Below are 13,448 nucleotides of genomic sequence, written 5' to 3'. Positions count from 1 at the left end.
GTAAATAAAAGATGAAAATAGCCGCCGGATATCCGGCGGCTATTTTTTTATACTACTGCAGTAGTTGTAGAGTCTTGGTAATTCTGCCTTCGCCTTTTTCACCAGCACCTGATCCGCTGTTATAGCTTTCCTTGCGCAAGGTCACGAGCCTGTCGCCGACCTGCGAAAATACGTGATCTTCGTTATTCACCATATCAAAGCTGATGACGAGGAGCGCCCGTCCGGATATATTCAACCGGGAGCGACTGGCCAATGGAGTACCATCGGCGGCAATCCAGATTTCCGTTGTGCCTTCGAATTTCTTGACGTACTTCTTATCCTTGTCAGCTTGCTTATCCAAACTTGCCTCAAAACTCAGCACACGCGCCGGTTTGCCGTTCCAGTTTTCAGCCCGCTCACCCTTGAAAACAAGCTTCTCCAGGGACAGAGACAGCGCGTTGGAGGCATTGGTCATGCCCCGAAGTTCGCTGGAATTCAATTCCCTGAGCGCCGTCAGAGTAGGGGTCTTGGCCTTTTGATCTTTCTCCTTGGCGCGCTCCTCCGCCTCCATACGCGAGAGCACATCACGGCTGTAGAGTATCTGCATGCCGCGCGAATTGTCCTCTATCGCAATGCTGGCGAGTCCGCTGCTCTCGTCCAGGTCCTTGCCTTCGCCGTGTTTGCTCCAGGTCTTGAACTCCACCGTGGCTTTGATTGGAGCCTGTCCCTGCAACCTTCCCAGCGCTGCCTTTAAATCGGCCAGCCCATCTGCGTGAGCAAGACCCTGTGCCGTGATAAACAGGCCGGCAGCAAGCAAGCCTTTTCGTACTAGCATGTGAATTGAAGCGCTGTGCATCATTTTCCTTGTCGGTTTATTTGTGTTGATTGGAACATGATTGTTCATTTAGGTTCCATTGCGGATGGCATCGTTCTTTCTTTGCCTCTTGAATAGAGATGCTGCGCAGGATTTTTATGTTGAAATTCACCGTCATATCCGGTAGTCTCCGCGCTTCGCTGGAATTTCAGCAAGGCTGTCTGATTTTCTGTATCACCTGGCTTCACCAAGATTTCATTCATGACCGTACTCATCGCAACCGACGTTTTTGGCATCACCCCCGCAGTACACAGTCTGGCGCGTAGCCTCGGTCGCAAATGCAGGCTGGTTTCACCCTTCAGCGATATCGCAAGCGCATTTTACTCGGAACAAAAAGCCTACCAGGCTTTCCTGGCTGAAGGCGGAGTTGCCCGCTATGCCGAAAAGATCCAGCATCTGCTCAAGGAGCAGGGAAGCCATATTCATTTTGCGATAGGCTTCAGCGCCGGTGCTTCGGCTCTATGGCTGGGCAGCACCTCACCCGTGTTCCGGCACCTGCAGATGATGAGCTTGTTTTACGGCTCCCGCATCCGCGACTATACCGATATCCAACCCGTATGCCCAAGCCGCCTGATTTTCGCGGAAAAAGAAGCAGCATTTGAGCCGGGCCTGCTGGCAGCCGAACTAAAGGATAAGGGACACACCGTAGAACTGGTAAAAAATACCGCACACGGTTTCATGAATCCTTATTCGGGTGGATTTTGTGTCAAATCGCAGGCACGCTACCTTGCGGAGCTATCGCAAATGCTGGATACCGAGGAAGCGTCGCATGGCGAACTAGCCTGAACGCACGAATACAGCGGCGAAGAAGGCTACAAGCAGGGCCTAAAAGAAAAGGCTTAAACGATTTACGTTTAAGCCTTTTTTATATTCAGGCGACCCGCTGAGCAGGCTCACCATATCACTTATACCTCAATTACGCGGGCTTTTTCTCGCGCGCAACCCAGTACAAAGTCAGAATAATCAGCGCATAAGGAATCAGGGACAGCGCATCCGCATTACCGCCTTCAAAGAACGGATTGTTCTTTGTCGACCATTCGCCTATCGCCTTGTCGAAATTAGTCAGGATGCCAGCGGTGAATGCAATCACGATACCGGCCAGTGCGCCGCCTGCGATGTAGCCGGAAGCCAGCAATACGCCGGAACTGCGATCGCCTGCCGCCTGCTTTTCTTCTTCGTTCAGGTGCTTGTTATGTTCCAGCTTGTTGTTACGGCGATCTACCCACCAGCGTATCATGCCACCCACGAACAACGGAGCAGAGGAAGACAGAGGCAGATACACGCCAACCGCAAATGCCAGCGATGGTATTCCGGCCATTTCCAGCACCAGGGCAATCATCACGCCGAACAACACCAGCGACCATGGCAGTTGGCGATCCAGGATGCCCTTGATGATGTAAGACATCAGCACGGCTTTCGGCGCATCGTATTTCTTTACTTCGCTGCCGTCAGGGCGCTTGTTGTAGGCGCCGTTGATGCCCGGGTCAACCAGGTAGACCACTTTGCCTGCATTGTCGACAAAATACTTGCCGGCTGGGCCGCCCACGGTATCCATTTTTTGCCAGACTTTATAGGTGCCTTTGTCTTGCTCGGCTTGAGGGCCTTGCAACTGGCCGCTTTCAGTCAGCTTGGACACATCCGTGCTCAGGTTCGGTGCGACTTGCGCAGCAGGTACATACACTGTACCTGCATCATTCAATTTCAGCAGGATAGGGCCGAGGATCAGCGCGGAAGACAAAGCACCGGCCAGGATTGCATACTGCTGGTATTTCGGTGTAGAGCCAACCAGGTAGCCTGTTTTCAAATCCTGCGAAGTCGTACCGGCATTGCTGGAAGCGATACAAACAATAGCGCCCACAGACAAGGCCGTCACGTAGTACTGGCCACCGGTCCAGCCCATGATCAGGAAGATCAGGCAGGTGAACAGCAGCGTTGCCACGGTCATGCCGGAAATGGGGTTGGATGAAGAACCGATTTCACCCGTCAAACGGGAAGAAACAGTAGCGAACAGGAAGCCGAACACCAGGATCAGCAAAGCACCCAGCAAATTCATGTGCAAAGGTGTGGCAACAGTGATGATGGCGATGATAGCCAGGCAGCCGATCACGACCCATTTCATCGGGATATCCTGGTCGGTACGCAACGGAGCAGAGATGGTCGCTGCTGCGCCTTTACCCATGCCTGCCAGACCGGCAGACAGGCTGCGCCAGATAGTCGGCATCGCGCGCACCAGGCTGACCAGGCCGCCTGCAGCAACCGCACCTGCACCTATGTACAGAATATAAGCGCTGCGGATATCGTGCGGCGCCATTTGGCTGATCAGCTTGGTGCCGGGGCTAACTGGCACGCTCAGCGCATCGCCGAAAAACTTGATCATAGGGATCAGCAGCAGGTAAGACATCACACCACCGGCGGCCATGACGGAAGCAATACGTGGGCCGATGATATAACCTACGCCCAGCAACTCAGGCGACACTTCGGCGCCGAGCGAGCCGCCTTTCAGCGGTGCGCCAAACGCGACTTCCGGCGTATCTTTCCAACCCTTGAATGCCACGTTGAATATTTTGTACAGCAAACCTATGCCGAAGCCGCCGAAAATGATCGCGGCACGTTTGCCTGCATCATCCTGCGCACCCGGCTGTGCTGTTTCGCCGGCCGCTTCACGCGATGTTGGCGTTGCTGCCGCCATCAATACCGCAGCGCAGGCTGTACCTTCAGGGTATTTCAATTCATTGTGCTGCTCGACGATCATCGTGCGGCGCATAGGAATCATCATCAGTATACCCAGCAGGCCGCCTAGGCCGCCTACCAGCATTACCCGCGAGATTTCCAGGTCAAAACCCAGGATCAGGATGGCAGGCATTGTCACGCCCAGGCCGAAGGCCAGCGATTCACCTGCGGAGCCGGCTGTTTGCGTAATGCTGTTTTCCAGAATGGTGGAATCCTTGCCGCCCATCTTATTAAACAGACGGAACAGGGTAATCGCGATAACGGCCACGGGGATGGACGCGCTGACGGTCAAACCAACCTTCAGGACCAGGTACAGGGACGAGGCGCCAAACACCATGCCCAGGATTACGCCCATCAGGAGCGCCCGGATGCTGAGTTCGGGGATTTGCGCCGAGGCCGGGATATACGGGCGCACGACAGGAGAAGACGTTTCTTTTGGCATTTATAAACCTTATTATTTAGGCAAAAGCAGGCTGGCGGACATCGTGAGTCCACCTGGCCTTGACCGGGTAGCATAACAAAACTGCCCTGATGCTCTCTCAAATCACCGGGACAATTTTAGTCGAGCATTATGCTGCTTTTTGCTCGCGCTGCGCAATGGTATAGGGGTGTTGATTGTGTTGCAACGCGCAATAAGGAGGGAATACCCTATTAAATCTCTTTTTCTGCTCAAAAACAGGGGATTCGGTGGTTTTATGTGCGTTTTTTGCTCAGGCGCCGAGCAATTCTTCGTGCTTTTCTATCTGAGGGAGAACGGTGATGGCCCGTATCACCGGATTTCTCCAGGCAACACCTGCCAGCAGCAGTGCCGACAAGCCGGCAAAGCCCAAGGAATAGCGCAAGCCGATATGCTCTCCCATCCAGCCGCCTATCAAGGCACCCGGTCCAGCGGGGATCAGGATCAGCCAGCGCATGGTGCTGGTCATCCGGCCCAATAGCCGCTCCGGCGTTACAGCCTGGCGCAGTGCCAGAAAGTTAATAAAGATCAGCACGCCGCCTATGCTGAAGCACACCAGCATGAACGCAAATGCGAATACGCCAAACGCATTGGCCGGAGCAATCGCCAGCGAAAACCAGCCGATTCCACACACGGCGACTCCAGTCACCAGGCAAGGACCGGGGCCAAGATGGCGGCTGATACGATTACCGAAAACGCTGGCAATAATACTGCCCAGGCCCATACCCATGTAGCACAAGCCCACCGCCTGCTCGCTTAGCCCAAGCACGCGGGTAGCAAAAAGGATCTGCACAACTAACGCAGCGTTATAGCATAGCTGCCAGCCGCCCACCGTCGCCGCCAGCGTCAGCAACAGGCGCTTATTGCGTACGAATTGCACGCCGGCCTTCAGATCACGCCAAAAATGCGCATCTTCCCTTACCGGGCGAACTTCCTTCACATCTATTCCACGCAAGATGGTCGCCGAAGTCAGCAACAGAACGGCATCTGCCAGCAGGGCCAGCGGTGCTCCCAGTAATTTGATCAATGCGCCGGCAGCTGCCGGGCCGGCAATCTCCGATCCGGATGTGGCCAGCGCATTTTTTGCGTGCGCCTCGACCAGCCGGTTGCGCGGCACGATTTGCGTCAGCACGATCTGCGCGGCGCTCCCAGCTGTGGTGTTGACCGCACCAATGATGAATCCGACCACATACAGCCAGCTCATACTAAGCCATCCCAGCCAGGCAGCCAGCGGCACCGTCGCTACCGCAACGGAAATCGTGCTCTCGCCTATGATATATACCGGCAGCTTGCGTATGCGATCCAGCAATACTCCGGACGGCAGCGACAGCAGAACGAAGGGCAGGGTTTCCATGAATACCAGCAAGCCCATCTGTGTCGGACTGGCATGCAAGAGCACAGCGGCTGTCAGCGGCAGCGCCAGCATGGTTACCTGCGCACCGAAGGAGCTGATCAGTATGGAAGTCCACAAGCGGCGGTAGACGAGATCGCGCAGTAGATCGTTGGAGGGGAGCCTGAATTTGTCTCGAAGATTTATTTTCATTTTTACTACTGCAGTTGCTTCCTGCCGATATGTCATGCACAAGGCAGGGGACTGAACCCTTGTGGGGCTACGCCCTTGATATATTACCTAAACAACGGGCTTATCACAATGCCACGCCCCATCTGATTACTAGTAATGTGCTGCTGTTTTTAATCATACTCAATTGATTTGCCGGGCCGCTTGCCTGCATAATGCACGCCTTTGCTGTATGAACGCCCCGATGAAAGCCCCCATGTTTGAAAAGCCCATAGTAATGATCGACTTTGAAACCTCAGGTATGAGCCCCGATCAAGGCGGGCGCGTGACCGAGGTCGCGGCTTTGCGCATTGTCGGCGGCGAAGTAGTGGACAGGTATGTGTCGCTGATTAATTGCAATATACGCATTCCTTCTTTCATCACCCAACTGACCGGCATCACGCAAGCAATGGTGGATCGCGCGCCGCCGGTGTCAGAGGTCATGCCTGCACTGGTAGATTTTATCGGTGACGCGACACTGGCCGCACATAACGCCAGTTTTGACGAAAAATTTCTGCTGGCGGAAAGCGACAGGCTGCGCTTGGCTCCGCGCCATGATGGCCTGGTGTGCTCGGTAAAGCTGTCACGCCGGGTATTCCCCGGACTGGATAGCTATTCTCTGGGCCGCCTGGCTTCCTCCCTGGGCATACGCTTTAAAGGCACCGCACACAGAGCAGAAGCAGATGCCGAAGTTTCTTCAGCCTTGTTAATCAAGATAGGTGCGCATCTCCGCGAGCACTATGGAATAGCATCCGTAGACCCAGGCCTGCTGCAGCAGATCAACAAACTCAGTGCAGCCAAAGTCACCGCCTTCATGGAAAAGCGTCCATGGATAAAATCGGAGCCCGACATGAAACCAAAAACTGCTGCTACAAAACGAAAATCCGTGCAGCGCTACCGCCATTACAAAGGCGGCATTTACGAGCTGGTGTGTGAAGCGACACAGGAATCAGACCTGAGCCCCGTCATTGTGTATAAAGCGCACAACGGCACTATCTGGACTCGGCCAAAAGACGTATTTTTTGAAATGATCGAAGTCGAAGGCCAGCGTATGCAGCGCTTTACTCCGATTGAAGATTGAGCAGCCGCAGGATTATCCGGGCCTTCCGCTCAGTGCTGCGCTTTTCTATAAATTGTATTGCGCGACACCCCTAAAGCACGCGCCGCGGCAGACACATTGCCCCCATGCTCCTGCAGGGCTTTCTGGATAGCGTTCAGCTCCATATCCTGCAATTTGCCCGTTGCAGCCTGCAGTTCGGGAGCTGCATCCTTGACGGCAGACTGGTGCGGCACCGACAAGCCGGCCTCATCCAGGAAATCTTCCGGCAAATGCTCATGCCGGATTTCATGTGCGTCGCCGCTCATGATGACGGCGGTGCGCAGCAGATTGCTTAGCTGCCGCAGGTTACCCGGCCACGGGTGTTGCTGGAATAATTGCATCACCTCCGGCGAGATGCTATAGCCGGGCGCTGCCAGCTCGTTCAGCATTTTCTTGATCAACGCAGCAATGTCCGTACGCTCCCGCAAAGGAGGCAGTTTCAGTACCAGGCCGTTGAGCCTGTAGTACAAGTCATCCCGGAATGCGCCCTTGGCTATCTGTTCCCGCAAATTGCGGTTGGTTGCGCATATGATGGCAATGTCCACCGGCGTGGACTTATTGCTGCCCAGCGGCGTCACCATCCTCTCCTGCAATACCCTGAGCAAGCGTGCCTGCATATTCAAAGGCATGTCACCGATTTCATCCAGGAACAGGGTGCCTCCGTGGGCCTGGAGTATCTTGCCGATATTGCCTTTTTTTCTCGCCCCAGTGAAAGCTCCGTCTTCATAGCCGAATAATTCGGACTCGATCAGCGTTTCAGGAATCGACGCACAATTGACGGCAATGAAAGGCGCCGCCGAGCGGGGTGAATCCTGGTGGATGGCTTGCGCCAGCAATTCCTTGCCGGAACCTGTTTCACCGGTAATCAGCACGGGGATATCGCGGCCCAGGACTTTGCTGACCTTTTCCACCAGCGCCGCAAGGCTGGCGTCGCCAGTCCTTAAGCTGGCCAGACTGGAGCCGGTGGCCGTAGCTAGTTTCGCAGGCCGGGCCGCAGGTTTGACGAGATCGGACGGAGCATACGATGCAAAACTCTGGCTTAACTTGAGTTCTGCACGCGCTGACACCCGCACTCCGCCTGGAACGGTAAGACTCAGGAACTGCGGTATAGCGGCCCGATAATGGTCAAACAGGGACGATACCGGCAAGCCGAACAAGGAGCTGAAGGTATGTGACTGCAGGGCAGCCAGCGGCAGGCCTAGCTGAAACAGCGCGCTACGATTCGCGGACAGGAAACGCCCGCCGGGCGTAAATGATGCGATGCCTTCCATCAGCGTTCCGATGAATTCCGGCCGGCTATGGAAATGCAAGGTAATGGCATCTTCAAACGCGGCTGAAAATAACTGGTTTTCTATCATTTGCGCAGACATGCGCACCAGCGCCATCGTGTGCTTATGGTAGCTGCGATAGTCGCCGGTTACGTCCAGCACTCCGACCACATTGCCCTGGTGGTCAAAAATGGGCGCTGCCGAGCAAGTCAGGAAGTGATTCACCGCCATATAGTGATCGCCGGCATGGATCAGGGTAGGGGCCTGTTCGGCCAGGGCGGTACCTATCGCATTGGTTCCCTTGCTACTCTCGGCCCAGTTCACGCCGGGCTGTATCGCCACCTTTTCTGCCTTCAGCAAAAAGTCATTATCCCCAAATGCATGCAGGATGTGTCCCTTGACGTCGGTCAGCACCACCATGCTGTGCGTATCGGATATCTGCTCATACAGGGTTTCCATCACCGGCAGCGCATACGCGTGCAAGGTGCGATTCTGCTCTATCGCAAGGCTCAGTTCTTTATGGCTGAGGGCAGTGAAATCCGGCTCGGCGTGCACATCAAGCCCGAACGCCGCAGATCGTTGGCGAGATTCCTGAAGCAGGTCAGGGTGGGTGGTCTCGGAAATAAAGTTTGCCGATTTGCTGGGTACTTGCAGCGTTGATTGCACACTGCTATTGCCTGGCTCTATTGCTTGGCGCATTTCTCGGCTCCATGGAATGGATGGTTTTTTGGATAATGTAACACCTGTTCAAGTTTGGCGCACGTCGTGCACACAGGCTCTGTTGCAAGTGCCTGCCCAGCAATAGAAATTAACTTGGCACGGCAATTGCAATTTATCTATCGATGTTAGGTAGATCAAGTAAAAGTGTTTCAAATTGGAACAACACCAAGCTGTTCAACAAAAAAACGGAGATAAAAATGGCGATAGGTTTCAATCTCAACGGCAAGCCTGTAACGGTGACTTCAGAAGCAGATACCCCACTGCTGTGGGTCATACGTGATGAAATAGGGATGACCGGCACCAAGTTTGGTTGCGGCGCAGCATTGTGCGGTGCCTGCACCGTGCATCTGGACGGAGAGCCTATCCGTTCCTGCCAGACTCCGGTATCGGCGGTTGCAGGAAAAAAAGTGGCCACCATAGAATCTCTGTCCAAAGACAATTCCCATCCTCTGCAAAAAGCCTGGATTGCCTATGATGTACCGCAATGCGGCTATTGCCAGTCGGGCCAGTTGATGAGTGCCGCCGCTCTGCTGGCAACCAACAAAAACCCCTCCGACACCGACATCGACAATGCGATGAGCGGCAATATCTGCCGTTGCGGCACTTATAACCGTATTCGCGCCGCGATCAAGTCTGCCGCTGCCGAAATGCAAAAAAACGCCAGAGCGGCCTGAGGAGAATACGATGACGACAACAAGACGCGATTTCCTGAAAGTTTCAGCCATCGCCAGCGGCGGCCTGATCATGGGCATAACTTTGCCCGGCACGGTCGGAGAAGCACAAGCGGCAGGAACTCTATATACCCCGAATGCCTGGGTGCATATTGCCGACGACAATACCATCACGCTGATTTCGGCGCGATCTGAAATGGGGCAGGGGGTATATACCTCCATGCCCATGCTGATTGCGGAGGAATTACATGTCGATATACGCAAAATCAAGGTAGACATCGCCCCTCCGGGCGCAGTGTATGTAAATGCCCTGCTGGGAGGGCAACTTACCGGCGGCTCCACTTCCGTCAGGGATGGCTGGGAAAAACTGCGCATAGGCGGCGCCCAGGTCAGGATGATGCTGATCACTGCTGCGGCCCAAAAATGGGGCGTGGACGAGGCCAAGCTGAGCGCTGACAACGGCGTGGTAAAAGGTCCCGGCGGCAAGCATGCGACGTATGGAGAACTGGCGCAGGCCGCTTCCAAGCTGCCGATTCCCGATGCCAAGTCTGTCGTACTGAAAGATCCCAAGGACTTCAAGATCGTCGGCAAGGCAACCAAGCGCCTGGATACCCCACGCAAGGTCAATGGCACCGCAGAATTCGGCATTGACGTAAAACTGCCCGGCATGGTGTACGCATCGCTGGAACAATGCCCTGTCATCGGCGGTACGGTAAAGAGCTTTGATGCATCGAAGGCGCGCGCGATGCCCGGCGTAATTGACGTCGTGCAAATCCCCGACGGTGTTGCCGTGGTGGCCAACAGCTACTGGCGTGCAAAAAAAGCCCGTGAAACCCTGACTGTTCAGTGGGACGAGGGCAGTGTTGCAAAATTGAGCAATGCGAGCATGCTGGCCGACATCCGTGGCGCTTCTGCGCGAGAAAAGAAAATCAATATCAAGACTACCGGCAGCGATGTCGACGCAGCGATCAAGGGTTCCGCTAAAACCTTGCAGGCAGAATACGTGTCTCCCATGCTGGCGCATGCCACGCTGGAGCCGATGAACTTCACTGCCGACTATCGCGATGGAAAAATCCTGTTGATAGGGCCAACCCAGTTCCAGCAGGGCGCGCAAGGCGCTGTTGCCGCGGCTCTGGGTATCAAACCCGAAGACATCACACTGAAAACCACCTTCCTCGGCGGCGGATTCGGCCGCAGGCTGGAACTGGACTTCATTGTGCAGGCGGCGCAGATATCCAAGGCGGTGGGCAAACCGGTCAAGCTCTTGTGGACCCGCGAAGACGACACCACGCATGATTTTTACCGGCCTATGGCAGTCAATCGCCTGGCAGCGGGGCTGGATGCAAGCGGCAAGCCGACTGCATTGAAGTTTGAATTGACATCGCAATCCATTACCCAGCGTGCTTTTGGCCTGCCGAAAGAAACCCTGGACCCGTTTATGGCGGAGGCAGCGGTAGTACCTTACGACATCCCCAACATGCAGGCGGATATGTACATCCACGATGCCGGCCTGCGGGTCGGCTACTGGCGCTCCGTCAGCCATGCGCTGAACGCTTTCCCTAACGAAAGCTTCATTGATGAAATGGCCAATGCGGCAGGCAAGGACCCCTATGCCTATCGTATGGAACTGCTGTCCAAGCAACCGCGCTTTGCCAATGTGCTGAAGCAGGCCGCAGAAAAAGCCGGCTGGGGCAAACCACTGCCGGCAGGCCACAAGCTCGGCATCGCGCTGATGGAGGGCTACGATACCTATATGGCGCAAGTGGCCGAGATTTCCCTGAATAAGGACAATGAAATCAAGGTGCACAAAGTGACTGTGGTGGCTGACCTTGGCCGCATGGTGAACCCGGATACTGTCGATGCACAAATCCATTCCAGCATCGTGTTCGGCTTGTCGGCGGCGCTATACGGCGATATCACATTGGAAAACGGCCGGATCCAGCAGACCAATTTCCACAACTATCCCGTCATCCGCATGAACGAAACGCCGAAGATCAATGTGACCCTGATCAAGAGCACGGAGAAACCCGGCGGCATAGGTGAGCCGGCAACAGCGCTGATAGGTCCTGCGGTAGCCAACGCACTGTTTGCGGCAACCGGCAAACGGATCAGGAGTCTGCCACTGACACCGGAGAAAATCGCCGCTGCCTAGTTCTGCGCTCACCCCTGCACAGAGGCTGTTCTCAAGGTAAGATACGCGCACGGCATGCGAAAGCATGTTGTGCGCCGCTGTTTCATTTATTTGGGTGACCATGGATAGTATCGATCTGGAAGTACTGAAAACCTGTGACCAGTGGCTGCAAGCCGGTCTCAAGTGCGAGCTGGTGACCGTGATCAAGACCTGGGGTTCCAGCCCACGTCCGGAGGGCGCCACGCTGGCCTTGTGCGAGGATGGGCGGGTAGTCGGCTCCGTGTCAGGCGGCTGCATAGAAGACGATTTGATCGCCAGGGTGCATGAGCACGGCATACAGCGTACCAAACCGGAAATAGTCACCTACGGCATTACCGCAGATGAAGCGCATCGCTTCGGCCTGCCGTGCGGCGGCACCATACAATTGGCCATAGAGCCGTTGAATTCCGATAGCCGCATAGCGGAACTGTTGCAGAAGCTGGCGCAACACGAGCTGGTAGCCCGACGGCTGGATCTGCACACTGGCGAGGTCAGGCTGGGTCAGGCTGGGCCCGGCATGAGCCTGCAGGTATCGGATGCGGCGCTGACCAGCATACACGGGCCGCGCTGGCGCCTGCTGATCATCGGCGCAGGGCAGCTATCCCGCTTCCTGGCAAGCATCGCCTTGGGCATGGATTATCATGTGACCGTCTGCGATCCGAGGGAAGAATACCGCGACGGCTGGCAGGTAGAAGGTGTCAGGCTGGTGCACGCAATGCCGGATGACCTCGTGCTGGAAATGAAGCTGGACAGCCGCAGCGCTGTCGTCGCCTTGACCCATGACCCTAAACTGGATGACCTTGCCCTGATGGAGGCTTTGAAGTCCGATGCTTTCTACGTCGGCGCGATCGGCTCCCGCATTAATAATGCCAAGCGCCGCGAAAGACTGAAAGAATTCGATGTCAGCGAAGCGGAACTGGCCAAACTGCATGGCCCTATAGGCATATACATAGGCAGTAAGACACCATCCGAGATCGCCATTTCCATTCTGGCGGAAATGACCGCCGTCAAAAATAACATCCATTTGCCGGATGAAATCAAAGTAGAGGGCGCCAAGCAGGCTGCGGCGCAAAGCCCGTCAGAAACCCACTGCGTTCTCGCCAAATAGGTAAATATAGGCAAATTGCCGGCGGATTTAGCCAAATTCGCCGGTACGGCTTCAAATTTTCGCCTTTTTTCGCGTAAAATCTCACCCAAAATCAGTTTTTGGCACCATCCTCGTGCCTTGCAAACTGCATCTCTCTTCGCAATACCAATCGAGTAAATACCTATGAGCATCAAAGCAGACAAATGGATACGCCGCATGGCGGAGCAGCACGGCATGATAGAACCGTTTGAACCAGGGCAGGTACGCGAGCAGGACGGACATAAAATAGTCAGCTACGGCACTTCTTCTTATGGATACGATATCCGCTGCGCCGATGAGTTCAAGATTTTTACCAATATCAACAGCACCATCGTTGACCCGAAAAATTTCGATGAAAAATCCTTCGTCGACTTCAAGGGCGATGTCTGCATCATCCCGCCAAACTCCTTCGCGCTGGCGCGCACGATGGAATATTTCCGTATTCCGCGTAGCGTATTGACGATCTGCCTGGGTAAATCAACGTATGCCCGTTGCGGCATCATCGTCAATGTGACGCCTTTTGAACCCGAGTGGGAAGGCTATGTGACATTGGAATTTTCCAACACAACGCCATTGCCGGCAAAAATTTATGCAGGTGAGGGCTGTGCCCAGGTATTGTTCTTTGAGAGCGACGAGATATGCGAAACCTCGTACAAGGACAGGGGCGGCAAATACCAGGGTCAACACGGCGTAACCTTGCCCAAGGCCTAGTTTCATCAGCCAGGTGCGGGATGCGCTCCCGGGCCTGGCAAAAGTCTTATCTGCGGCCAGGGCATTACCGCTACACGCTGGCCTT

At 55.0% G+C, this 13,448-nt stretch carries 11 protein-coding genes and 1 pseudogene; 7 read left to right on the top strand and 5 right to left on the bottom strand.

Going from position 1 to position 13,448, the window contains the following annotated elements; genetic code table 11:
- Nucleotides 1-52 precede the first annotated feature (52 nt).
- On the bottom strand, nt 53-883 hold the full coding sequence (locus IEW12_RS01145; protein ID WP_229750844.1) for a hypothetical protein: 831 nt from the start codon (nt 881-883) through the stop codon (nt 53-55).
- A complete protein-coding gene (locus IEW12_RS01140; RefSeq protein WP_188564166.1) occupies nt 880-1,056 on the bottom strand; it encodes a hypothetical protein in 177 nt (58 codons plus the stop codon). Before IEW12_RS01140 ends, IEW12_RS01145 begins: the two co-directional genes overlap by 4 nt.
- On the opposite strand from IEW12_RS01140, the gene IEW12_RS01135 reads away from it, so the two are divergent.
- Nucleotides 1,055-1,639, top strand: a complete 585-nt coding sequence (locus IEW12_RS01135; RefSeq protein WP_188564165.1) for a dienelactone hydrolase family protein — start codon at nt 1,055-1,057, stop codon at nt 1,637-1,639. The genes IEW12_RS01140 and IEW12_RS01135 overlap by 2 nt on opposite strands.
- 130 nt (nt 1,640-1,769) lie before the next feature.
- Here the strand turns inward: IEW12_RS01135 and IEW12_RS01130 are convergent, their stop codons facing one another.
- Together IEW12_RS01130 and IEW12_RS01125 are read right to left on the bottom strand one after the other, a co-directional pair.
- Entirely contained in the window at nt 1,770-4,025 is a 2,256-nt protein-coding gene (locus IEW12_RS01130) for an OPT family oligopeptide transporter (RefSeq protein WP_188564164.1), read from the bottom strand.
- A gap of 268 nt (nt 4,026-4,293) precedes the next feature.
- Nucleotides 4,294-5,583, bottom strand: a complete 1,290-nt coding sequence (locus IEW12_RS01125; RefSeq protein WP_188564163.1) for an MFS transporter — start codon at nt 5,581-5,583, stop codon at nt 4,294-4,296.
- Between the two features lie 232 nt (nt 5,584-5,815).
- Here IEW12_RS01125 and IEW12_RS01120 point away from each other — a divergent pair.
- Both IEW12_RS01120 and IEW12_RS28720 read left to right on the top strand, forming a co-directional pair.
- Nucleotides 5,816-6,424 (top strand): annotated as a pseudogene (locus IEW12_RS01120) (3'-5' exonuclease); the annotation flags it as partial.
- Nucleotides 6,413-6,679, top strand: a complete 267-nt coding sequence (locus IEW12_RS28720; protein ID WP_308789121.1) for a DUF1653 domain-containing protein — start codon at nt 6,413-6,415, stop codon at nt 6,677-6,679. The pseudogene IEW12_RS01120 and the gene IEW12_RS28720, both read left to right, overlap by 12 nt.
- A 29-nt stretch (nt 6,680-6,708) precedes the next feature.
- On the opposite strand, the gene IEW12_RS01115 is transcribed toward IEW12_RS28720, so the two are convergent.
- Entirely contained in the window at nt 6,709-8,664 is a 1,956-nt protein-coding gene (locus IEW12_RS01115) for a sigma-54-dependent Fis family transcriptional regulator (RefSeq protein WP_188564161.1), read from the bottom strand.
- A 218-nt stretch (nt 8,665-8,882) separates the two neighbouring features.
- Between IEW12_RS01115 and IEW12_RS01110 the strand changes: the two genes are divergently transcribed.
- The 4 genes from IEW12_RS01110 (at nt 8,883) to dcd (ending at nt 13,363) form a co-directional block, all read left to right on the top strand.
- Nucleotides 8,883-9,359 (top strand): (2Fe-2S)-binding protein, encoded by a 477-nt coding sequence (locus IEW12_RS01110; protein ID WP_188564160.1) that lies wholly within the window; start codon nt 8,883-8,885, stop codon nt 9,357-9,359.
- A 10-nt stretch (nt 9,360-9,369) separates the two neighbouring features.
- Nucleotides 9,370-11,508 carry a xanthine dehydrogenase family protein molybdopterin-binding subunit gene (locus IEW12_RS01105; RefSeq protein WP_188564159.1) on the top strand — a complete coding sequence of 713 codons (2,139 nt, stop codon included), beginning with the start codon at nt 9,370-9,372 and terminating at the stop codon, nt 11,506-11,508.
- A gap of 100 nt (nt 11,509-11,608) precedes the next feature.
- Nucleotides 11,609-12,634, top strand: a complete 1,026-nt coding sequence (locus IEW12_RS01100) for an XdhC family protein (RefSeq protein WP_188564158.1) — start codon at nt 11,609-11,611, stop codon at nt 12,632-12,634.
- Between the two features lie 162 nt (nt 12,635-12,796).
- Nucleotides 12,797-13,363 (top strand): dCTP deaminase, encoded by a 567-nt coding sequence (gene dcd / locus IEW12_RS01095; RefSeq protein ID WP_188564157.1) that lies wholly within the window; start codon nt 12,797-12,799, stop codon nt 13,361-13,363.
- Nucleotides 13,364-13,448: the final 85 nt, after the last annotated feature.

Source organism: Parundibacterium terreum (genome assembly GCF_014636315.1).
Lineage (GTDB): Bacteria > Pseudomonadota > Gammaproteobacteria > Burkholderiales > Burkholderiaceae_D > Undibacterium > Undibacterium terreum.
Note: the sequence above shows the minus strand (reverse complement) of the source record. Positions and strands in the feature narration are given on the sequence as shown.